Below are 24,000 nucleotides of genomic sequence, written 5' to 3' on the forward strand. Positions count from 1 at the left end.
ATCAGCACAACTATGCAGGTTAATACATTTCGACTTAATAAAATGAAGAAGATAGCCGTTGTTTTCATGACTGCAACTATTTTCGTTGTGCTCGCAGGATGCGGAGAAGAGAAAAAGGACATTACGTCAATTAAGATTGACAGCAAAGGGAACATCACAAGTGTAATCTATGATGATTTTGCCGGAGAGAATTACAGTCAGGAAGAGTTTGAGATTGGTAATTCTGCAAGGGTTGAAGCATATAACGAAGAGTGCCTTGGTGAGAGAATTACTGTTGAATCAGTTGAGAAAGACGAAGAGACATCAAAGATTAAGGTTGTTATGACATATGACAGCCCGGACGATTATAAAAAGTTTAATGGTAAAGTTCTTTTTTACGGAACCGTTAAAGAAGCAGAGAAAGCAGGATACACGCTTACAGACAAGCTTGTAGACAGTGAAAGAAAAGCACCGGACAAGGATATCTTAAAGAAATATAAGAACAAGCATGTTATCATAACAGAGGACAAGACTACATTTATTGCGCCTTATAAGATTGATTACATGTCTGTAGGTGCAAGGTTTAACGGCAAAAAGGAAGCTGATCTGTCGGGTTGCAGTACACAGCTCGTAGAGATACTTCTTTCAAAATAAAAAAATATTCGCAGGAATGGAGACAGACAATGGAAAATAGTGCAAAGACAATGGAAAAAATTATAGCTCTTGCAAAGGGAAGAGGCTTTGTACATCCGGGCAGTGAGATTTACGGCGGACTTGCAAACACATGGGATTACGGAATTTTAGGTGTTGAGCTTAAGAACAACATTAAGAAAGCTTGGTGGCAGAAGTTTGTTCAGGAGAGCCCAACCAACGTAGGCGTTGACTGTGCCATTCTTATGAATCCCCAGACATGGGTTGCTTCAGGACACATTGGAAGTTTCTCCGATCCTCTTATGGATTGTAAGGAGTGTCATGAGCGTTTCAGAGCAGATAAGATCATTGAAGACTATGCTGCAGAGAACGGCATTACACTTGAGTCAAGCGTTGACGGTTGGTCACAGGAGCAGATGAAGGCGTATATTGAAGAGAACAATATTCCTTGTCCTTCCTGTGGTAAGCATAATTTTACAGATATCAGACAGTTTAACCTTATGTTCAAGACTTTCCAGGGCGTAACAGAGGATGCCAAGAATACGGTATACCTTCGTCCGGAGACTGCACAGGGTATTTTTGTTAACTTCAAAAATGTTCAGAGAACATCACGTAAGAAGATTCCTTTTGGTATCTGCCAGGTTGGTAAGTCATTCAGAAATGAGATCACACCCGGTAACTTCATTTTCCGTGTAAGAGAATTCGAGCAGATGGAGATGGAGTTCTTCTGTGAGCCTGATACAGACCTTGACTGGTTTGCATATTGGAAACAGTTCTGTATTGATTTCCTTAAGAGCCTTGGCATGAAGGAAGAAGAGATGAGAGTAAGGGATCACGATCCTGAAGAGCTTTCATTCTATTCAAAGGCAACAACCGATATCGAGTTCCTCTTCCCGTTCGGATGGGGCGAGCTTTGGGGAATCGCAGACAGAACAGACTACGATCTTACGCAGCATCAGACTGTATCCGGTGAGGATATGACATATTTCGATGATGAGAAGAGAATTAAGTATCTTCCTTTCGTTATCGAGCCTTCACTTGGTGTTGAGAGATTGTTCCTTGCTATGCTCTGCGGAGCATATGATGAAGAGGAGATTGGAGAAGGCGATGTAAGAACAGTTCTTCATTTCCATCCCGCTCTTGCACCTGTTAAGATCGGTGTGCTTCCTCTTTCAAAGAAGCTTAATGAAGGCGCTGAGAAGATTTATGCTCAGCTTTCAAAGAAATATAATTGCGAATTCGACGACCGTGGAAATATCGGTAAGAGATATCGCAGACAGGATGAGATCGGAACTCCTTTCTGCATCACATATGACTTCGACTCTGAGACAGACGGTAAGGTTACCGTAAGATTCAGAGACAGCATGGAGCAGGAACGTGTTGCTATTGATGAGCTGGAGACTTATTTTGCTGACAAGTTTACATTTTAAGGAGTGATTAGATGAGACAATTTACAGCTAACGAGCTGCGCAAGACATGGAAGCAGTTTTATATAGACAGAGGGCATGTTGATGTCGGTGCGGTTTCTCTTGTATCCGACGGTTCTACCGGTGTTATGTTCAATGTTGCCGGAATGCAGCCTCTTATGCCTTACCTTCTCGGTAAGAAGCATCCGCTTGGAAAAAGACTTTGCAATGTTCAGGGATGCGTAAGAACTAATGATATTGATTCTGTAGGTGACAAGAGCCACGTTACATTCTTTGAGATGATGGGAAGCTGGAGTCTCGGAGATTACTTCAAAGAAGATCGTTGTAAGTGGAGCTATGAGCTTCTTACAGAGGTCTTTGGCTTTGATGCCGATCACCTTGCTGCAACAGTTTTTGCGGGCGATGAAAATGCTCCCAGAGATGAAGAGGGTGCTAAGTATCGTATAGCTTCAGGTTTTAAGAAAGAGAATATTTATTATCTTCCCGCTGAGGACAACTGGTGGGGACTTGAATACGGTCCTTGCGGTCCCGACAGTGAGATGTTCTATATTGCCGATAAGCCGGATTGCGGCCCGAATTGCGGACCCGGATGCGACTGCGGTAAGTATACAGAGCTTGGTAACGACGTATTTATGCAGTATGAGAAGCATAAGGACGGATCGCTTACACCTCTTAAGCAGAAGAATGTTGATACAGGTTGGGGACTTGAGAGAATTCTTGCATTCCTTAACGGTTCCAAGGATGTATATCAGGTTGATGTATTTACACCTGTTATCAGCTATATCGAGAAGAATGCCGGTGTTAAGTACAATGCGGATGAGAAGACTACAAAGTCTATGAGAATCCTTGCGGATCACATTCGTACATCCGTTATGCTTATCGGAGATGAAGCTAAGCTTCTTCCTTCAAATACAGGTGCCGGATATATTCTCAGAAGACTTATCCGTCGTGCCGTAAGACACGCAAGAGCACTTAATCTCGGTAAGGACAAGATCATCGAGATGGCTTCAATCTATATCGACAAGGTATACAATGAGAGCTACCCGAATCTTGTAAAGAATCGTGAGTTCGTTCTTACAGAACTTTCAAGAGAGATTGCACGTTTTGAGAGCACTCTTGAGAACGGTCTTAAAGAGTTTAACAAGATTCTTGAGAAGACTAAGAGCGAAGGCAAGAAAGAGATTGACGGAAAGAACGCGTTCTTCCTTTATGATACTTACGGATTCCCTGTAGAGCTTACTGTAGAGCTTGCGGGAGAAGAGGGACTTCTTGTTGATGAGAAGGGATTTGCGGCTGCAATGGAAGAGCAGAAGCAGAAAGCCAGAGATAATCAGAACTTCTCTGCTAATCTCTCAACCAATGAGGGTGTATTCGATGCACTTGATGCATCAGTACAGTCTGAATTCGTAGGATATACAGATATTGAGGCAAAGGGCAAGATTGTAGCCATTGCCGATGAGACAAAGCTTGTTGACAGTGCGAAGGAAGGTGCCAACGTTACTGTTATTACAGATAAGACTCCTTTCTACGGTACAATGGGTGGACAGGTTGGTGATATCGGTGTTATCGAGGGCTCTAAGGGCACTAAGATTGAAGTTACCGAGACTATTCATGTTGCCGGCGGAAGAATTGCCCACGTAGGTAAGGTTGTATCCGGAAGCATCAAGAAGGGTGATAAGGTTACTCTTTTGGTAGATGCCGATAACAGAGCTAAGACTTGCAGAAACCATTCTGCAACACACCTTCTTCAGAAAGCTCTCAGAGTTGTTTTGGGAGACCATGTTGAGCAGGCCGGTTCATACCAGGATCCTGACAAGACAAGATTTGACTTCAGCCATCATCAGGCCATGACTGCCGAAGAGATCAAGAAGGTTGAAGACCTTGTTAATGCTAAGATTGCAGAGGCACTTCCTGTATCAACAAAGGAAATGTCTATGGAAGATGCAAAGAAGACAGGCGCTATGGCACTGTTTGGAGAAAAATACGGTGATGTCGTTCGTGTCGTTGAGATGGGCGATTTCTCTGTTGAGCTTTGCGGTGGTACTCATGTGTCAAATACCGGAAAGATCGGTCTTTTCAAGATTGTATCAGAGAGTGGTGTAGCTGCAGGCGTAAGACGTATAGAAGCTCTTACAGGTTCAAATGCAAGAGAATATTATATTAATACCGAAAATACCCTTAATGAAGTTGCAAAGCTTCTTAAAACGAATACAGAGGGTGTTTCGGCACATATTAAAAAGCTTCAGGATGAACTCAAGGCTCTCAGGAGTGAAAATGAGTCATTAAAGAGTAAAGAAGCTCAGGCAGCTCTCGGAGATGTAACAGATAAAGTTAAGCAGATTAACGGCGTTAATTTCCTTGCCGTATCTGTAAAGAATGTTGATATGAACGGTCTTCGTGACCTTGGCGATCAGATGAAGACCAAGATTGGCGGAGGCGTGATTCTCCTTGTGTCTGAGAGTGATGGCAAGGTAAATCTTGTTGCTATGGCTACCGATGACGCAATGGCTAAGGGAGCTCATGCAGGTAATCTTATCAAAGCTGTCGCACCTATCGTAGGCGGTGGCGGCGGTGGACGTCCTAATATGGCCCAGGCCGGCGGTAAGAATCCTGTAGGAATTCCTGATGCATTAAAGGAAGCCGAAAAGATTTTAAGCGGCCAGATAAAGTAATTAATCGTTACTGTTTAGTGTGAATATTTAAAACATATTTTTACGAGGTAACTGAAGGTTACCTCGTTTTTTTTAGAAAATTAAAAAATAGTTAAAAATATTTCCTTTTCTATTAATGAATATGTAATTTTTTGAAAACGTTTAAGATGCGGCAGTTAAGCCAAAAACACGACTTCACACAGCGATAACAAGCGATATTATAGCTCTGACGGGTATTGACAATCCTTTAGAAAATGTGATATAAAAATTAAGTCATGTAAAGTTTATGAGTTGATTTTTTTAAAAGACGGGGGACGTTTTTATTACTAGTTAATTATGACTAAAAAATAGGTTGACTAAAGGATTTGCAGGACGTTATGAGCAGAGGAGATAGTATATATATGCAGTGGGAAGAGAAGTGCAGATTTGCCGTTTCTCTGATTGGATTGAAGGTTATAGCAGTATTTGTTGTGATTTCCATGACGTTTGAGGGATTAAGTGTTACGGCATTGGCGCAGGATGAAATTTTTTCAGAAGGAATTTATCGAACTCTTTTTAATGATTCGGGGGATAGCGGTTACGCATCTAGCACTATTAGCAGTTCGGCTAATACCCAGATGAGTAATTCCGATACAGTCGGAATGGAACGTGATAGAGATAAAGGTGCTCTGTCTTCCGTCGCAGGATTCATTGGAGGGGTTGCGGTATTTTTGATAGCGATTTCGATTCTCGGAACCATAGCTCTTCAGAATGAGAAAAATGTATACTATAACAGGAGTACTGATCCTGAATTTGATGATGAAAAAGATGACGATTAAGTTCGGCGTCTTTTTTTATTTGATAGGATTTTGTATATTTATGAATTATTAAATAATCATTAAATGGATATAAAATTAACGGAATTGTATTTGAAATTCATTCTGTGATGATATAATTGATGCAGATGGCAGGATATTAGTTAAGTTATTTGTTTATTTAAAGTAATTTAAAAAAGATAGATTTGTGTATTATATTTTTCGGGTCGAGTTGTCTATGAAAGGAGAGACCACATGGATACTGGAAAGGTTCAACACAAACAAAAACTTCTTGTCAATGTCATTATTGTTGCTGTGACAACAATAATTGCTGTTGCGGTATTGCTTACTGTTATGGCGTCTGTGAATATCAAAAATGTATATCACACCCTGATTCTGGAAGAACTCAAAGCGACAACCGAACATCTGGCCGATGAAGCTAAGGCGCTTAATGACAATAGCGACTGGAGCCTTTCTGAAGACGGAGATCTTCTTAAGGGCGGAGAGTCCATATCGGGAGAGCTTGGAGGCATTATAGATACAATTCATGCTGAGACAGGTGTTGACTATACTATCTTTTTTGGCGATACCCGTGTTCTTACAACAATCTATAAAAGTGGTACAAACGAAAGACTCATAGGAACAAAAGCTTCCGATGCGGTTATACAGGCAGTTATTAATGGGAAAGGTGAATATTCATCAGACTCTCTTGTGATTGAAGGAATGCCTTATTATGGATATTACTGTCCGATGTTTAATTCTGACGGAACTGTTGCAGCGATGGCTTTTTCAGGGCGTGAAACATCGGATGTTGCTTCACATATCAATAAAATTATCTCATCAATGATAATTACTACAATTGTGGTATTGTTGGCAGTTACCGCATTCGGAGTATATACTGCAATCAGAATATCTACGCAGATGCAGAATATTGCTAAATTCATTGATGAAGTTGCCAGCGGAACTCTTAACAGCGAATTCGACGAAAAGATAATCGATAACAAAAACGAGATCGGTGCTATTGCCGAGAGTACATCACTTCTTAACAGAAAGCTTGATGAAGTTATTTCTAAGACAAAGAGTATGTCAAAAGACCTGAATAAAGCGGGGCTTGAACTGGCTGATTCTGCTTCGCAGGCAACCTCTGCATCTTCGCAGGTTACGGATGCGATAGGCGAAGTAAGTAAAGGTGCGGTATCACAGGCGGAAAGTGTTCAGAATGCCGCTGCAAGTACGGATTCCATCGGAACAAATATAGATCTTATTTCCGAGAATATATCTACGCTTGATGAAGCTGCAAGCCGCATGAAACAAAGTTGTGACAAGGCTACGGATGCTCTTGTTGAAATAGTAACCCAGAATTCAGCCGTTGCTGAGGCTGTTACAGAGATTGGTACGACGATTACCGCTACAAACAGCAGTGCAAACGAGATTGCAAAATTCTCTGATGCGATCAATGAAATTGCTTCCCAAACAAACCTTCTTTCACTTAATGCTTCAATCGAGGCTGCAAGAGCGGGAGAAGCAGGTAAGGGATTTGCGGTTGTTGCCGATGAGATACGACAGCTTGCCGACGAGTCAAAGAGCAGTGCTGATGAGATCAAAGCAATAGTTGAAAAGCTTCTTGAGGATGCGCAGGCTTCCGTAAAGGTTATGGATTCCTTGAATGCAAGTATTGCGCTTCAGGGTGAGAGCATAGCGTCTACTCAGAATGATATGACTGAGATGTCTCAGAATGTTGCGGTTGTTACGGATAATACACAGAACATTTCTAAGATGATCGATAACCTGAATGATGCCAAGATTGCTCTTGTTGAGATTGTGCAGGATCTTTCGGCTATTTCTGAGGAGAATGCCGCATCTTCGGAGCAGACCAATGCATCCATGCAGGAACTTAACGCTACATTCTCGATAATTGATGAATCTGCAAGGAGACTCCAGAACCTTGCTATGGATCTTGAAGAATCAATAAGCTACTTCAAATAATACTTGAACTGCCGGAAGAAGGGGCTGCGGGCAACTGTAGTCTCTTTTTCTGTGAAAGGTGAATGTCTACGACTTTGCGACAGTTGATAAAAGCTAATCCCGAACTTATAATAAATTGATATTCAGGTTAAAACGTAAAGGACGTAGTATGAAGAACAAGATCAGAATAGCTGCAATTATCCTGTGCGTGGCAGTTATCGCCATTGAGGTGGTTAATGTTGTAAAAGATAAAAAAGAACTGACTTTGGCAGTAAATGAATACGACAGCATACGAAGTGAATATGTTCTTTTGGAGACGGCTGATAAAACTGATGACGGCTATCCCGACATGGAGGTTGATATTGCGAAACTAAAGGAAAAGAATCCCGATATTACAGCGTGGATATACATTCCGTGCCTCGATATCAGTTATCCTGTTGTAAAAGAAAAGGAGATAGACGAGTATCTGCATAAGACTATTGAAGGTAAGGAAAGCTACGCCGGAAGTCTTTTTGAGGACGTCCTCAGTGACGAAAACTTTTGCGGAATGCATGATATGATATTTGGCCATAACATGAAAGACGGTTCAATGTTTGGAAGTTTAAAGAAAGTTTATTCTCCGGAAAACAGTAATCTTCTCAAAGATAATCCGTATGTGTATATTTATACGGGCGATACGATATTCAGATACGAAGCGTTTGCCTACGAGATAACGACTGCGGGGAGTGAAGCATATAGTGAAGTTACGGATGCCGAAGGATACGACCGTTTCATGGAATATATCTTTTCAAACGACCAATGGGGGATTGGGAAAGATATAGCCTTTGATAAAAGGCCGTCAATCCTTACACTTTCAACCTGTAGCGGCTTTACGGGAGGAAAGAAGCGGTTTGTTATTCATACCTACAAAGAGGGACAAAAGAAAATCAAATAAAAAAATACGATAGAAAAATATGTTACTTACGAATTAGTGCTTGACGATGAAGTTTTTTGTGCTATAATATTTTTGTTATGTGAGCTTTAATGGGCTTAAAACATAATAAATAACCCAATCAGTCATGTGCTTGAAGGGACTGAAGGGAGGGTAAGAGTAGAAGATGTCAACTGTAGTAGTAAAAGAAAACGAGACTTTGGATAGCGCATTGCGTCGCTTTAAGAGAAGTTGTGCGAAGGCTGGAATCCAGCAGGAAATTCGTAAGAGAGAACACTACGAAAAGCCTAGCGTTAGACGCAAGAAGAAGTCTGAAGCAGCAAGAAAGCGCAAATATAACTAAATTTAAATGTGAAAAAATCCTTGGAGTTTCCAGGGATTTTTTTTATGCTTTGGATGTGCGCCTCGCGGATATTTTTTTATGCTATAATATCTCTTGGTGAATTTTGAAATGAAGTAAACGGATTTGAGAGTATTTATATATGACATTTTTTTATTGTGCTGCAGCAATAATTTTGTTTATAATATTGTGCGTTGTTGTAATTTATCATGACACGCATAATTTTGTTGTACGGACTTATGACCTTGAATCGGATAAGATAAAGGACGACCACACTTTTGTCCTGATTTCCGATCTTCATGGATATTCGTTCGGCAAAAATAATGAAAAGCTGATTGATGCGATCGATGCCGTTAATCCGGATATCATACTATGTGCGGGAGATCTTTTTAACGCACGCAAGGATAAAAAGCCGATAAAGTATGAAACGGGATTTGAACTGGCAAAGAACCTTGCAAATAAGTATCCGTTTTATTATGCGAATGGTAATCATGAGTACAGGCTTAAGATTTGGACCTCGGATTACGGTAATTTCTATGACAGATATAAGAGCAGACTTAAGAAGGCGGGAGTTACCTTTTTAGAGAACGAGTCGGTGGAAATTGCAGACGGGAACATCAGGATAACGGGTCTTGACCTTAATATGAACTATTATCGCAAGATCGTAAAAAGAAAAATGGAACCCGGATTTTTAAAGAGAACTTTGGGCGACAGCTCAAAGAAAGAGTTCCAGATTCTTATAGCACACAATCCCCAGTATTTTGAAGAGTATGCGAAATGGGGCGCCGATCTTACGGTGGCGGGACATGTTCACGGAGGCATAGTCAGACTGCCGCTCTTGGGAGGTGTTATCTCACCTACGATAGCTCTTTTCCCTAAATATGACGGCGGACATTTTGAGATTGATAAAAAGCATCTGGTCCTCAGCAGGGGGCTTGGAACACATACGATCCAGGTCAGAATGTTCAATCCCTGTGAGATAGATGTTATTAAAATACATGAGGCGAAATAAATGTCACTTGAGGTAAAACTGCAGGTCTTTGAAGGTCCTCTCGATCTTCTCATGCACCTTATAGACAAAAACAAAATAGATATCTATGATATCCCGATCGTTACGATCACCGAGCAGTACATGGATTATATAAACGCCATGCAGAGGGATGATATGGAAGTTACAAGTGAATTCCTTGTAATGGCTGCGACACTCATAGATATCAAGTGCAAGATGCTTCTTCCCAAGGAAGTCAATGAGGACGGAGAGGAAGAAGATCCGAGAGCAGAACTTGTAGAGAAACTTCTTGAATACAAGATGTACAAGTTTATGGCTGACGAACTCAAAGACAGACAGCAGGAAGCTGACATGCAGTGGTTCAGAAGCAGAAATATCCCCAAGGAAGTCAGTGAGTATGAGGCTCCGATTGATTTTTCAGATCTTATAGGGGATGCGACACTTTCCAAACTTAATTCGATTTTTCAGGAGCTTCTTAAGAGACAGGAAGATAAGGTCGACCCTATCAGAAGCAGATTCGGAAATATCGAAAAAGAAGAGGTCGATATGGATGCCAAGACTCTTTATATAAAGGCATACATACGGGAACATGACAGATTCAGCTTTAGGCAGCTTCTTGAAAAGCAACACAGCAAGACAGAGATAATCGTGACATTTCTGGTTATGCTTGAAGAGATGAAGCTTGGAGAAATTGAGATAGAGCAGGACGAGACGTTCGGAGATATCATTATCAAATCAAGAAAGGCAAGTTGATACCATGACAAGTAAAGAAGGCGCAGCGATCATAGAAGCAATCCTTTTTACAATGGGAGATTCCGTTGAGATAAGTGCTTTGGCGAAGGCCATGGAAGCGAGTGCAAAAGAGGTCAAAGAGAGCATAGAATATCTCAAGACCAAATATGAAAACGAAGACAGCGGCATCGGTATTATCGAACTTGAGAACGCTGTACAGCTCTGTACCAAGAAAGAGATGTACGAGTACCTTGTAAAAATAGCAAAGACTCCGAGAAAGGCGGTTCTTACCGATTCTCTTATGGAGACGCTTTCAATAGTCGCTTACAAACAGCCCATAACAAGGCTTGAAGTGGAGAAGATAAGAGGTGTTAACAGCGATCACGCGGTAAATCGTCTTGTTGAGTTCGGGCTCATTCAGGAACTCGGAAGACTCGATGCTCCGGGAAGACCGCTTCTCTTTGGAACAACGGAAGAATTCCTTAGAAGTTTCGGCGTAAAGTCGCTTGAGGAGCTGCCTACGGTAGGTGCTGTTCAGGTTGAAGAATTTAAAGCCGAGGCAGAACAGGAAGTTAATGTCAAACTGGATATTTGATTTTATATTACAATGTTTTCGGAAAAAGGCAGAAAAAATGCTTTTTTCCTTTTTTTTGACTTTCTTTTTTGCTATACTATATTCTGACTTAAGTTGCGTTCTTTTTCCAAAAGATTAACATAACTTAAATATATTTACGGAGGTTAAAGAAAAATGAGTAGTTCTTCACAAGCGAGTCAAAGAATTATCTCTTTGCTCGACGAAAACAGTTTCGTTGAAATTGGTGCTCTTGTGACAGCCAGAAACACAGATTTCAATCTGAAACAGGAAGAAACACCTTCAGACGGTGTTGTTACCGGTTATGGTGTTATAGACGGTAATCTGGTGTATGTTTATAGTCAGGATGCATCAGTACTTGGCGGTTCTATAGGTGAGATGCACGCCAAGAAGATCGTTCGCCTGTACGATCTGGCTATCAAGACAGGCTCTCCTGTAATCGGACTTATCGATTCAGCAGGACTTCGTCTTCAGGAGGCAACAGATGCGCTCAACGCATTTGGAGAGATTTATCTTAAGCAGGTGGAGGCTTCGGGGGTTGTTCCTCAGATCACAGCGATCTTCGGATCATGTGGTGGTGGACTTGCACTTATCCCTTCAATCACAGACTTCACATTTATGGAATCTGAGAAGGCTAAGCTTTTTGTTAATTCACCTAATGCTCTTGAGGGCAACTATAAAGAGAAATGTGATACATCCAGTGCAAAGTGGCAGAGTACTGAGGCAGGCAATGTAGACGTTGTTGCCGACGAAGCTACTGTATATGCACAGATCAGAGAGCTTGTATCTCTTCTTCCTTCAAACAACGAGGACGGAGATTCATACAAGGAGTGCTCTGACGATCTCAACAGAGCATGCGAGAACCTTGACGGTGCTATTGAGGATCCCGCTGTTATTGCAGGTCAGATTGCTGACAACGGTCTTTTCTTTGAGACAAAGAGAGATTATGCTAAAGAGATGGTTACCGGTTTCATAAGACTCAACGGAGCAACTGTTGGACTTGTTGGAAACCGTACAGCTATATATGACGAGAACGGAAAGGTTTCTGAGAAGTTCGATGACAAGCTTACAGCTCATGCATGCGAGAAGGCTGCAGAGTTTGTAAACTTCTGCGATGCTTTTGATCTTCCTGTTCTTACAATCACAAATGCAACAGGATTCGGTTCATCAAAGTGTGATGAGAAGCATGTTGCAAAGGCTGCAGGTAAGCTTGTTTACGCACTTGCAAATGCTACAGTACCTAAGGTTAACCTTATCACAGGTAAGGCATTCGGAAGCGCTTATGTGATCATGAATTCAAAGGCAATCGGTGCAGACATCACTATCAGCTGGCCCGGGGCACAGATCGGATCAATGGATGCAAAACTTGCTGCAAAGATCATTTGTGATGGAAAAGATGCAGATACTGTTGCAAAGGCTGCAGCTGATTATGCAGAGCTTCAGAACAATGTTAAGAGTGCTGCTGCGAGAGGATATGTTGATGAGATCATCGAAGCTGCCGATACAAGAAAGTATGTGATCGGTGCTTTTGAGATGCTTTTCACCAAGAGGGATGAACGTCCTGCAAAGAAGCACGGTACAGTATAATGAAGGGAGCGCTCAAAATGAAACGTAAAATTTTAGTTTTGGGAGTGATACTCAGCTGCCTTTTTGGACTCAGTGCTTGCGGTGAAGCTGCAGAAGGCTCCTTGGACAGTTACAGATATCCGAAAGAACTGTTTGATCCTGGTTCATTGGAGCAGTATGCAACATATATCGAAGATAAAGTATTTGAGGGATGGTATCTTAACGATATTACACCCGAAAACTTCGATGAGAAGCAGTACCTTGGCTTGGCAATGGAATTTGATGAGAAAAATCTTACCATCAAGAGCGTTAATGATGATGATTTCAATGCCATTAAGTCAGGATATTTAAGCTGGTACAAGGCAGTTGAAGAAATTGGTTTTAACAGTGTTGAGACTCTCAATGATGATATAAAAGTTACCGGAGTTAAATCCTATATCAACGATGATGATATTCTTGTTATAGATGCTACAATTCAGGGAACAAAGCATTCCGCACTTATGCAGCTCTATATCAACAACGATTTCAGCATTCGCGATGCAGGTGTTACGGTAGACAAGACACTCGGAGAGAAACTTACAAATGCCGGTCTTAATACACTTCTCGGCATGGGAATGGCTTTTGCCATCCTTATTCTCATCTCGCTTATCATCTGTCTTTTCCCTGTTCTTTTCGGAGAGAAGAAGAAAAAAGTAAGCGACAAAGATATTGCAGCAAAGGCAATGGATAACACGATCAACCAGATCGCTGAGCAGGAAGATCTCTCCGGAGATTCAGAACTCGTTGCTGTTATCGCCGCTGCGATCGCTGCGTACGAGGGAAGCGGAAGCACAGATGGATTCCGTGTAAGATCGATCAGAAAAGTAAACAATAATTGGAAAAAATTCTAATAATGACATCGGGTACACGGAGACTTGAATCTGTGTCGGATGAAAGGAGAAACAATGAAAAACTATACAATAACCGTAAACGGAAACGTATATGATGTAACAGTAGAAGAAGGCGCAGGAAGCGGAGTAGCTCCTGTAGCTTCAAGTGCACCTAAGGCTCCTGTAGCTCCTGTTAAGAAGGCAAGCACAGGTGCAGGTTCAATCAAGGTTGAGGCAGGTGCTGCCGGAAAGATCCTTAAGATCAATGCCAGCGTTGGACAGGCTGTAAAGAAGGGCGATACAGTTATCACTCTTGAGTCTATGAAGATGGAGATCCCTATGGTAGCTCCTTCAGACGGAACAGTTGCAAGTATTGATGTTGCAGCAGGCGATTCTGTAGAGGCAGGAACAGTTCTTGCAACTCTTAATTGATGAATCAGAGAAAGTATTATTTTATACAGAAATGAGGATAAAAAATGGATTACATAGTTAAGACATTATCTAATCTCTGGGATCAAACTGCATTTACTTCAATGTCTGTCGGCAACTATGTCATGGTTGTCGTAGCATTGGTTTTCCTGTATCTTGCAATTGCCAAGGGATTTGAGCCATTACTTTTGGTTCCGATTTCGTTTGGTATGCTTCTTGTAAATATCTACCCTGCTATTATGGCTGAGCCTGTTGGCGAGTCTGCAGGTGGATTGTTACATTACTTCTACATCCTTGATGAGTGGGCAATTCTTCCTTCTCTTATCTTCATGGGTGTAGGTGCTATGACGGATTTCGGACCGCTTATTGCAAACCCTATAAGCTTCCTTATGGGTGCAGCTGCACAGTTCGGTATTTTTGCAGCTTACTTTATTGCTATTGCACTTGGTTTCAACGATCAAGCTGCAGCAGCTATTTCAATCATCGGTGGAGCAGACGGCCCTACTTCAATTTTCCTGGCTTCTAAGCTTCATCAGACAGCAATTTTAGGACCTATCGCGGTTGCGGCATATTCATATATGTCACTGGTTCCAATGATCCAGCCGCCTATCATGAAACTTCTTACAACTCAGAAGGAAAGAACAATCAAGATGCAGCAGCTCAGAGAAGTTACCAAGCTTGAGAAGATTCTTTTCCCTGTAGTAGTTACAGTAGTTGTAAGTATGATTCTTCCCACAACAGCTCCTCTTATCGGAATGTTGATGCTTGGAAACATATTCAGAGAGTCAGGCGTTGTTCGTCAGCTTCAGGAGACAGCTTCAAATGCACTTATGTACATTGTAGTTATCCTTCTCGGAACTTCTGTTGGTGCAACAACAAGTGCTGAGGCTTTCCTTAATATGACAACAATCAAGATCGTTATTCTTGGTCTTTGCGCATTCGCTATCGGAACTGCCGCAGGTTGCCTTCTTGGTAAGCTGTTGTGCTTCATTACGAAGGGCAAGATCAATCCGCTTATCGGATCAGCCGGTGTATCAGCCGTTCCGATGGCAGCTCGTGTATCACAGAAAGTTGGTGCAGAATACGATCCTTCCAACTTCCTGCTTATGCATGCAATGGGACCTAACGTTGCCGGTGTTATCGGTACAGCGGTAGTTGCAGGTACATTCATGGCAGTATTTGGAGTATAAATCACAGAAAGGGTGAAAATAGATATGGCAGATATTGAAAAGAAACCAATTCGTATCAATGAGACTGTTCTGCGTGATGCTCATCAGTCACTTATCGCAACAAGAATGCCCACAGAGGTTATGTTGCCTATCATCGATACAATGGATCAGGTTGGATATAACGCAGTAGAGTGCTGGGGCGGTGCTACATTCGACGCTTGCATGAGATTCCTTAAGGAAGATCCTTGGGAGAGACTTCGTAAGCTCCGTGCAGGATTCAAGAATACAAAGCTTCAGATGCTCCTTCGTGGACAGAACATTCTCGGATACAAGCACTATCCGGATGACGTTGTTGATTACTTCGTTCAGAAGTCAATCGCAAACGGTATTGATATAATCAGAATTTTCGACTGTCTTAACGACCTTAGAAACCTTGAGGCTTCTGTTAAGGCATGTAAGAAAGAGGGCGGACATGCTCAGATCGCTCTTGCATACACACTTGGTGATGCATATACAGAAGAGTACTGGATGAATATCGCTAAGGATATCGAGTCTATGGGTGCAGATTCAATCTGTATCAAGGACATGGCAGGACTTCTTCTTCCTTATGAGGCTGAGAAGCTCGTTAAAGCTCTTAAGAGCGCTACAAAGCTTCCTATCGACCTTCATACACATTACACTTCAGGTGTTGCCAGCATGACATACATGAAGGCAGCTGAGGCCGGTGTTGATATCATCGACTGCGCAATTTCTCCTTTCGCACTCGGTACATCACAGCCTGCTACTGAGGTTATGGTAGAAGCATTCAAGGGACAGCCTTTCGAGACAGGACTTGATCAGAAGCTTCTTGCTAAGATTGCAGATCATTTCAGACCTTACAGAGAGGAGTGCCTTGCAAGCGGACTTATGGACGCAAAGGTTCTTGGTGTTAACATCAAGACTCTTATGTATCAGGTTCCCGGCGGAATGCTTTCTAACATGGTTAGCCAGCTTAAAGAGCAGAATGCAAGCGACAAGTACGATACAGTGCTTGAGGAAATCCCTCAGGTTCGTAAGGACTTCGGTGAGCCTCCGCTTGTTACACCTTCTTCACAGATCGTTGGAACACAGGCTGTTATGAACGTTCTTATGGGCGAGAGATACAAGGTTGCTACAGACCAGACCAAGGATCTTCTTGCAGGTGAGTACGGAAAGACAATCAAGCCTTTCAATCCCGAAGTTCAGAAGAAAATCATCGGCGACAGAGAAGTTATCACATGCAGACCTGCAGACAAGCTTGAGCCCGGACTTAAGAAGTTTGAAGAGGACGTTAAGCAGTGGAAGCAGCAGGACGAGGACGTTCTTTCATACGCACTCTTCCCTCAGGTTGCAACAGACTTCTTCAAGTATCGTATGGCACAGCAGACATCGGTTGATGTGGCTGCCGCTGATACAAAGAACGGAGCATATCCTGTTTAATTTTTAAAAATTTTAGAGCTATCAGATGTAAATATTTACGTTTGATAGCTCTTTTTAACGCTTATTTAATGAATATTATGGTAAAATTAATGCATGAGTGAATACAGACGGCATAAAAAAAGCAGAAAGTTAATAGATGCCGAAAAAAGGCAGGGTGTTGAGCTGAAGGAAAACGAAATTGAACGTCAGTTTATTCCTTTGGATGAGGTTAACGGCTATAAAATAAGGCCTGGCATTGCTGATTTGTATGGGGCAACTATGCTTCCCGGTGGGATTAATTTTACTATTTATTCCAACGGTGCGACATCTATTGCGCTTCTTTTGTATCACAGAAATGATAAGGAGCCTTTTGTGACGATTCCTTTCCCTGAGAGCTACAAGATAGGAAAGGTTTATTCAATGATCGTTTTTGGACTGGACATTGAGAACCTTGAATATTGTTATAGCGTTGATGGGCCTTGGGATCCTGATAAAGGGCTTCTTTTTGACAAGGAAAATACATTGCTCGATCCTTTTGCAAAAGCGGTATCCGGACAGAGAATATGGGGTGAAAACCTCACTTCGGGTACGTACAGGGCCAGAGTGGTAAGGCAGAATTTTGCATGGGATGATGTGACGAGCCTTGGAACTCCCATGTGCGACTCAATAATCTACGAGATGCATGTGAGGGGCTTTACAATGGATGAATCATCAGGCGTAAAGTGCAGGGGGACATTCGAAGGAATTACCGAGAAAGCGGATTATCTCGAAGCACTTGGAATTACGGCTGTTGAACTGATGCCTATATTTGAGTTTGATGAGACTCGTGATATGCGAGTTGCAAATGGAAGGATACTTCTTGATTATTGGGGATACAATACCACGGCATTTTTTGCTCCCAATACGAGTTATTCGCATGAAGCCGAGCACAACAAGGAAGGCGTTGAGCTTAAATATATGATAAAAGAGCTCAAGAAGAGGCATATTGAAGTTATCCTTGATGTTGTATTTAACCATACGGCGGAGGGCAATGAATACGGGCCTTTTATCTCGTTTAAAGGCTTTGACAATAATATTTATTATCTGCTTACACCTGACGGAAAATATTATAATTTTAGCGGATGCGGCAACACTATGAACTGTAATCATCCTATGGTTCAGGAGTATATTGTTTCGTGCCTTCGTTATTGGGTGGAAGAGTACAGAGTTGACGGTTTCAGATTCGATCTTGCGAGTATCCTGGGACGAGATCAGGACGGCGCACCTATGGAGAGACCGCCGCTTATTCAGAGAATTGCTTACGATCCCATTTTGGGAAATGTCAAGCTTATTGCCGAAGCGTGGGATGCCGGTGGAATGTACCAGGTAGGCAGTTTTCCTTCATGGAAGCGTTGGGCAGAGTGGAACGGTAAGTACAGAGATGACATAAGATCGTATCTTAAAGGCGATATTTGGGCTGCTCCGGAGGCAGTCAAGAGAATTACAGGCTCCATGGATCTGTATGGCGGATCGTATATGGGATATGAGTCCTCTGTTAACTTTATAAATTGTCATGACGGATTTACACTTTACGATCTTTATGCATATAATAACAAGCATAATGAAGATAACGGCTGGAACAATACGGACGGTGCAAATGATAACAGGAGCTGGAACTGCGGATATGAAGGTGATACCGACGATCCGGGTGTCCTTGACCTGCGATTTAGGATGATGCGAAATGCTGTGACTGTTCTTATGTGCAGCCGCGGAACTCCCATGATCTATGCGGGAGATGAATTTGGCAATTCACAGTTTGGCAATAACAATGCGTATTGCCAGGATAATGAAATATCATGGCTTAACTGGAATCTTCTTGAAAAGAATAAAGCTTTTTTCTCTTTTTACAGGAATGTTGTTCAGTTTAGGAGAAAGCATGCGGCGATACGAAAAGACCTTGAGAGAGCTAAATGCGGCTTGCCCTTTGTGTCTGTACATACAGAAAATCCGGACAACGGAAATATTACAAAGGACTCAAAGGTTATATGTGTGCGCTTTGCGGGCTTTGATGAAAAGAAAGGCCGTGATGACATCGTATATCTTGCGATAAATGCTTATTGGGAAGATATACAGATAATGCTTCCAAATCCGCCAAGTGGTGCGTATTGGGGGCTCTGCGTTGACACAGGAGGCGATGAGGAAGGTAAGTACTACTTCAACAGACCCAAGCCTCTTACATGGAGAAATAAAACTTTGAAAGCTAGAAGTGTCAGCGTATTCATAGCTTCATACGGAGTTGAATATGGCAATCAATGATGAGCGTACAGATGCAAATTTTATAGTTGGGGGTTATGACTTCTTGTCTGAACTTGATGCGCAGAAGGCGTCTTTGGATCTGTCCAAGATAAAAGTTCTTGAAGAGCGTGTGAAGGCAAGCAGGCCCAATGATATAAAGGCTGTATATGAAAAGGCTATAGAGAATAAAATATTTAAGTCCCCTATAGGATGGCAGTATCTTGCAAGACTTAGGGAAAAACTATATGCGAGCGGTTTTTCGGAGGAAGAACTTATTCCGATTCCGATACCGGTCAGTCTTACAAGGCATTCTGCTTTTGAAAATCTGTCGGTCCAGCAAAGGATCAAACCTGATTCAAGGGACAGCAAAGCAGAATTTAAGAGATTATTTCCATATATTCTAAATATCTTTTTACTGATAATTGTAATTGCAATGTTCATTATCGCATCGACCAGTGACAGCGATAATATTTTGAATTACAAGAGGAATGTGACAAACCGTTACTCTTCGTGGGAGCAGGATCTTACGCAGAGAGAAAAAGTAATTCGTGAAGCAGAAAAAAAACTTGGCATTGAAAGCTCTGAGGGTTATTATGATGATGCGAACAATGACTAGGTTAGGAGGAAAGTCAGAGTGGATGATTTAAAGATTTTGGTTGTTGATGACGAGAGCAGAATGAGAAAGCTTGTCAAAGACTTTTTGATAAAAGATGGTTATATCGTAATTGAGGCCGGTGACGGCCAGCAGGCACTTGATATTTTTTATGAGGATAAAGAGATTTCTCTTATTATTCTTGATGTTATGATGCCTAACAGAGACGGCTGGGAAGTCTGCAGAGAGATCAGGAAAAATTCCAAGGTGCCCATCATAATGCTTACCGCAAAATCGGAAGAACGCGATGAGCTTCTCGGATTTGAGCTTGGTGTTGATGAATACATATCAAAACCTTTCAGTCCCAAGATCCTTGCGGCCAGAGTTTCGGCTATTTTGCGAAGAGCCAATATTGTGACAACCAACGAAGTAATGGAAGAGGGCGGCATTACAATTAACAAAGTCGCTCACAGCGTTACGGTCGACGGCAAAGATATTGAGCTTAGCTATAAGGAATTCGAACTTTTATCATTCTTCTTCGAGAACAAGGGCGTTGCTCTTTCCAGAGAGAAGATTCTTAATAATGTGTGGAACTATGACTATTTTGGTGACGCACGTACTATCGATACGCATGTAAAAAAACTTCGCGGAAAGCTCGGAAATAAGGGCGATATGATAAAGACTATTTGGGGAATGGGTTACAAGTTTGAAACAGACTGAGACTTCTATCGATAAAAAAATGAAGACACATTCCGTGCGCGCAGAGATCAGTGCAGTATTCATTTTAACGATGCTGGTGACCTTTGGATTGTGGTTTATCATAAACGTTATTTTTCTTGAGCGATTCTATGTGCAAAAGAAAAAAGAAAATATTATCGAAGCTTATGAGCTTGTTGTGAGCGCTATAGCCGATGACAATATTGAATCTTTTGAATTTGAGCGCAATATGCGTCTTATTTGCGAAAGATATAATATTGATATGGTAGTTTGTGATAATGACACAAAGGTTATCAAGAGCGTTTCGAGCAACAACCAGCTGGTCAATGTCCTGGTTGATTGTTTGATGCAGTCTATCAACCCTGCGCCTATCAAAAAAATGGTCGAAGAAGACCATATTGTGTTGAGTCAGGGGACTTACGACGGAAACAGATACACTCTTCAGAAGAGTATAGATAACGGTAACAGCAGCGAATATATCGACATTTGGGGAACGGCAAAAAGGGCCGACGGCATAAATCTAAATGTCGTTTTCATTCGTTCGAAAATGGAGAGTATCGAAGACAGCGTTGCAATCTCCAATAAATTCATGGCATATGTCGGTGTTGTCGCACTTTGTATCGGCTCAATGCTTGTTCTTATTATATCCAAGAAAGTTACGGCTCCTATCAAGAAGCTTTATCTTATTTCCGATGAGATGAAGAAACTTAATTTTGAAGCTAAGTATGAAAACAACAGTGATTATAAAAATGAGATAGATGTTCTCGGTCAGAATATGAATGAACTGTCCGAAACACTTGAAACCTCCATCAAAGATCTTAAGAATGCCAATATCGCGCTCAAGCATGATATTGCCAAGAAAGAAGAGATAGATGAGATGCGAAAAGAATTTCTTTCAAACGTATCTCATGAACTTAAGACTCCCATTGCACTTATTCAAGGGTATGCCGAGGGCCTTAAGGAAGGAATAAACGATGATGAGGAGAACAGGAATTTTTACTGTGAAGTTATCATGGATGAGGCATCCAAGATGAATATTATGGTAAAAAAGCTCCTTACGCTCAACCAGCTTGAGTTTGGTAACGACAGTGCGAATATGGAGCGCTTTGATATAGTCGAGATGGTGAAGAACTATATCAGATCTGCAGAACTTTTGGCTAAACAGAAGGATGTAACCGTAAAGTTTGGCGAATATCATCCGATATTTGTATGGGGAGATGAGTTCAAGATCGAAGAGGTTCTCCAGAATTATTACAGTAACGCGATCAATCATGTTAGCGGTGATAAAATAATAGAGATAAAGCTTGTTCACAAAGACGGCAAAGTCAGAGTATCCGTATTTAACACGGGTGAACCTATTCCGAAGGAAAATATTGATTTTATTTGGGATAAGTTCTATAAGGTTGATAAAGCCAGAACAAGAGAATACGGCGGAAGCGGTGTAGGTCTTTCCATTGTTAAAGCAATAATGGAAAGCATGCAGCAGGACTACGGCGTGATCAACTACGCGAACGGCGTTGAGTTCTATTTTGAACTTGAAACTAAATGACAAAAGAGGATGACTTTATGCGTTTGAAAAAGTATTTTGTGCCGGCATTTATGATAGGAATGGTTATGGCTCTGACCGGATGCGGGGAAGCGTTTCCTTCGCTTACGGCTGAAGAGTACGACCAGACTGTTGAATATGCCGTAGGTCTATTAATGAAATACTCAAGGAACGAACAGGCTAAGCTTACGTATGTTGATGTGAATTATGAGAAAAAGCGCAGGGAAGCTAAGGCCATGGAACTTGCCAAAGCCGAGGAAAGCAGTGCACATTTAACACCCGGTCCTTATGATAATGAGTATGAGGATGACGAAATAAGCGCAGATGTATCATCTTCCGGAAGTGAAGATTCTACCGGTGCAAGCGATACTGATGAAGCAGGCAAAGACAGCAGTTCATCGGAAAGCTCTGAAGAAAGCTCAAAGGAGAGTTCTGAAAACGCTTCTAAGGATGCATCCAAAACAGCGGATAAAGATAGTAATGATAAAGACGGTAAGGATGATAAGGACAGATCCGGGGAAGGCTCAAAGAGCACTTCTTCAAGCGCGGGCGAAACCGGTACGATAACCCTTTCTGCCGATAATACACAGGAAATACTGAATGATATCTTTTTGTCCTATCAGGGATATTCCGTTTCGAGTACCTATCCTGAGAGCTCCAAGAGCTATGTTATTAACGCGGATAAGGGCAAAAAACTGCTTGTTCTGAGGTTTGACCTCTACAATGCGTCTAATTCCGCAAAAGACGTAAATATGCTCAAGTTGGATCTTTTATTCCAGATAATACTAAACGGTAAGAATATAGGCTATTCTTCAGTTACATTCTTGCCAAATGACCTTACTTCATACGTTGGAACGATAGATTCCAGGGCGCATGAGAGCCTTGCCATACTTACGCAGATTGATGAAAAGAATGCGTCCAATGTCGATACACTGGGACTTATTATGACAAAGGGCGGTAAGGATCAGAAAATCAATTTAAGATAAGCAACATATTTATGAACGCGTTACGGCGGCACTTTTTCGTAATGAAAGGTGCCGCTTTTTGAATTCGACAGGAACTAAACAATAAAACAACTTACGACAGGAGAAGAATATGATCAGAATAGTTTCAGACAGCACATGTGATCTTTCAAAAGAAATCGTTGATAAGTATGGGATAGTTATAGTGCCCTTGTATGTAAGGCTCGGTAATGAGGAAAAGAAGGACGGAGTAGATATCACTCCCGAAGAGATATACAAGTGGTCGAATGAAACGGGAGAGACGCCAAAGACTGCAGCTCCTTCGGTTTCGGATTATATGAGTGTATTTAGTGATGATTCGGATGATGAGTATATTGTCTTTACGATATCCGCATCTATGTCCGCAAGCAACAACAATTGCAGGCTTGCAGTAGAAGAGCTTGAAATCGAAGACAGGGTGAAAGTAATTGATTCGGCAAATCTTTCTACGGGAATCGGGCTTTTGGTCATGGAAGCCGTGGATCAAGCCGATATGGGAAAAAACCTCTCGGAGATTGCAGAGTATATTGAAGAAGTGAAGGGCAGAGTCAGAGCCAGCTTCGTTATAGAAACCCTTACTTTCCTGCACAGAGGAGGAAGGTGTTCGGGAATTGCAGCACTTTTGGGAAATACGCTTAAACTACGCCCCAAGATTGTTGTGTCCGATGGCGCAATGAGGCCAGGCAAGAAGTATAGGGGAAGTGCCGATAAGTGCATAATGAATTATGTTAAAGACATGGAAGATGAGCTTAGAAAGGCGAAAAAAGACAGAGTTTTTATCACACATTCAGGCTGTGACAGGGATAAAGTAGAGGAAGTACGAAGTTTTTTGGAAAAATTAGGAATTTTCCTTGACATAATTGAGACGCGAGCCGGAAGTGTTGTCTCATCCCACTGCGGCCCAGGAACCATGGGCGTTCTGTTCATTTCGGAGTCATGAAGCACCCATGAGAAGTGACGTTTTAGTGTTAGATGTGTTTACGTAATGCAGAAAATGTCATTTTTTCGCAAAAAAATTTGAAAAAAGGTGTTGACATTAAATATAGCGGGTGATATATTTATATTCGTTGCTGATGCAGACAACACTGCAAACGCAGTACTGGAGCGGGTTTGAGGCTCCTTGTACCTTGACAAATAAACAGTAATGCAACCCTGAAAGATTCCAAGAGAATAATTCAGAAAAATGTAAATTAACGGACAGAACGAAAAGCCAAGCTTAAGTTCTTAGCCGGATTAAACTTTTAAACGTGAGAGTTCGATCCTGGCTCAGGATGAACGCTGGCGGCGTGCCTAACACATGCAAGTCGAACGGAGATTTAACGCTGATGA

The 24,000-nt window shown here is 41.8% G+C and carries 21 protein-coding genes and 1 rRNA gene; all 22 read left to right on the plus strand.

Translation table 11 applies throughout. From position 1 onward, the window contains the following. The first annotated feature begins 12 nt into the window (after window positions 1-12). The gene (locus tag BM398_RS11120; protein WP_092337734.1) at window positions 13-633 is read left to right on the plus strand and encodes a hypothetical protein; all 621 of its coding nucleotides are present in this window, start codon (window positions 13-15) and stop codon (window positions 631-633) included. 29 nt (window positions 634-662) lie between these two features. Then, window positions 663-2,060 (plus strand): glycine--tRNA ligase, encoded by a 1,398-nt coding sequence (locus BM398_RS11125; RefSeq protein WP_026654504.1) that lies wholly within the window; start codon window positions 663-665, stop codon window positions 2,058-2,060. 11 nt (window positions 2,061-2,071) lie between these two features. Next, window positions 2,072-4,729, plus strand: coding sequence for an alanine--tRNA ligase (gene alaS / locus BM398_RS11130; RefSeq protein WP_092337735.1), 2,658 nt, complete (start codon window positions 2,072-2,074; stop codon window positions 4,727-4,729). A gap of 356 nt (window positions 4,730-5,085) precedes the next feature. After that, window positions 5,086-5,526: a hypothetical protein gene (locus BM398_RS11135; protein WP_139233813.1), complete on the plus strand. Its 441-nt coding sequence runs from the start codon at window positions 5,086-5,088 to the stop codon at window positions 5,524-5,526. 231 nt (window positions 5,527-5,757) lie between these two features. Next, window positions 5,758-7,488, plus strand: coding sequence for a methyl-accepting chemotaxis protein (locus tag BM398_RS11140; RefSeq protein ID WP_092337737.1), 1,731 nt, complete (start codon window positions 5,758-5,760; stop codon window positions 7,486-7,488). A 148-nt stretch (window positions 7,489-7,636) separates the two neighbouring features. Further along, complete coding sequence (locus tag BM398_RS11145; RefSeq protein ID WP_092337738.1) at window positions 7,637-8,401, plus strand: class B sortase; 765 nt, start codon at window positions 7,637-7,639, stop codon at window positions 8,399-8,401. Window positions 8,402-8,564: 163 nt separating this feature from the next. After that, window positions 8,565-8,741, plus strand: coding sequence for a 30S ribosomal protein S21 (gene rpsU / locus BM398_RS11150; RefSeq protein ID WP_013280615.1), 177 nt, complete (start codon window positions 8,565-8,567; stop codon window positions 8,739-8,741). A 139-nt stretch (window positions 8,742-8,880) separates the two neighbouring features. Continuing rightward, window positions 8,881-9,750, plus strand: coding sequence for a metallophosphoesterase (locus tag BM398_RS11155; RefSeq protein WP_092337739.1), 870 nt, complete (start codon window positions 8,881-8,883; stop codon window positions 9,748-9,750). Beyond that, window positions 9,751-10,500, plus strand: a complete 750-nt coding sequence (locus BM398_RS11160; RefSeq protein ID WP_026654512.1) for a segregation and condensation protein A — start codon at window positions 9,751-9,753, stop codon at window positions 10,498-10,500. Between the two features lie 4 nt (window positions 10,501-10,504). Beyond that, window positions 10,505-11,074, plus strand: coding sequence for an SMC-Scp complex subunit ScpB (gene scpB, locus BM398_RS11165; RefSeq protein WP_026654514.1), 570 nt, complete (start codon window positions 10,505-10,507; stop codon window positions 11,072-11,074). Window positions 11,075-11,227: 153 nt separating this feature from the next. Next, window positions 11,228-12,658: an acyl-CoA carboxylase subunit beta gene (locus BM398_RS11170; protein ID WP_092337740.1), complete on the plus strand. Its 1,431-nt coding sequence runs from the start codon at window positions 11,228-11,230 to the stop codon at window positions 12,656-12,658. Between the two features lie 17 nt (window positions 12,659-12,675). After that, window positions 12,676-13,527 carry an OadG family transporter subunit gene (locus BM398_RS11175; RefSeq protein ID WP_175531919.1) on the plus strand — a complete coding sequence of 284 codons (852 nt, stop codon included), beginning with the start codon at window positions 12,676-12,678 and terminating at the stop codon, window positions 13,525-13,527. A 54-nt stretch (window positions 13,528-13,581) separates the two neighbouring features. Further along, complete coding sequence (locus BM398_RS11180) at window positions 13,582-13,938, plus strand: biotin/lipoyl-containing protein (protein WP_092337742.1); 357 nt, start codon at window positions 13,582-13,584, stop codon at window positions 13,936-13,938. Between the two features lie 44 nt (window positions 13,939-13,982). Continuing rightward, window positions 13,983-15,125 carry a sodium ion-translocating decarboxylase subunit beta gene (locus tag BM398_RS11185; protein WP_026654518.1) on the plus strand — a complete coding sequence of 381 codons (1,143 nt, stop codon included), beginning with the start codon at window positions 13,983-13,985 and terminating at the stop codon, window positions 15,123-15,125. A 24-nt stretch (window positions 15,126-15,149) separates the two neighbouring features. Next, complete coding sequence (locus tag BM398_RS11190) at window positions 15,150-16,562, plus strand: oxaloacetate decarboxylase subunit alpha (protein WP_026514277.1); 1,413 nt, start codon at window positions 15,150-15,152, stop codon at window positions 16,560-16,562. Between the two features lie 93 nt (window positions 16,563-16,655). Beyond that, window positions 16,656-18,836 carry a glycogen debranching protein gene (locus BM398_RS11195; protein ID WP_092337743.1) on the plus strand — a complete coding sequence of 727 codons (2,181 nt, stop codon included), beginning with the start codon at window positions 16,656-16,658 and terminating at the stop codon, window positions 18,834-18,836. Continuing rightward, window positions 18,823-19,431, plus strand: coding sequence for a hypothetical protein (locus BM398_RS11200; protein WP_092337744.1), 609 nt, complete (start codon window positions 18,823-18,825; stop codon window positions 19,429-19,431). The genes BM398_RS11195 and BM398_RS11200 overlap by 14 nt, the downstream gene beginning before the upstream one ends. 18 nt (window positions 19,432-19,449) lie before the next feature. Next, window positions 19,450-20,127: a response regulator transcription factor gene (locus BM398_RS11205; RefSeq protein WP_026654520.1), complete on the plus strand. Its 678-nt coding sequence runs from the start codon at window positions 19,450-19,452 to the stop codon at window positions 20,125-20,127. Beyond that, complete coding sequence (locus BM398_RS11210; RefSeq protein WP_330390581.1) at window positions 20,114-21,673, plus strand: sensor histidine kinase; 1,560 nt, start codon at window positions 20,114-20,116, stop codon at window positions 21,671-21,673. The genes BM398_RS11205 and BM398_RS11210 overlap by 14 nt, the downstream gene beginning before the upstream one ends. Before the next feature lie 17 nt (window positions 21,674-21,690). Then, the gene (locus BM398_RS11215; protein ID WP_092337745.1) at window positions 21,691-22,656 is read left to right on the plus strand and encodes a hypothetical protein; all 966 of its coding nucleotides are present in this window, start codon (window positions 21,691-21,693) and stop codon (window positions 22,654-22,656) included. Window positions 22,657-22,765: 109 nt separating this feature from the next. Beyond that, the gene (locus BM398_RS11220) at window positions 22,766-23,611 is read left to right on the plus strand and encodes a DegV family protein (RefSeq protein WP_092337746.1); all 846 of its coding nucleotides are present in this window, start codon (window positions 22,766-22,768) and stop codon (window positions 23,609-23,611) included. A gap of 303 nt (window positions 23,612-23,914) precedes the next feature. Further along, a 16S ribosomal RNA gene (locus BM398_RS11225) occupies window positions 23,915-24,000 on the plus strand; the annotation flags it as partial.

The organism is Butyrivibrio sp. M55, from assembly GCF_900116865.1.
Classification (GTDB): domain Bacteria; phylum Bacillota; class Clostridia; order Lachnospirales; family Lachnospiraceae; genus Butyrivibrio.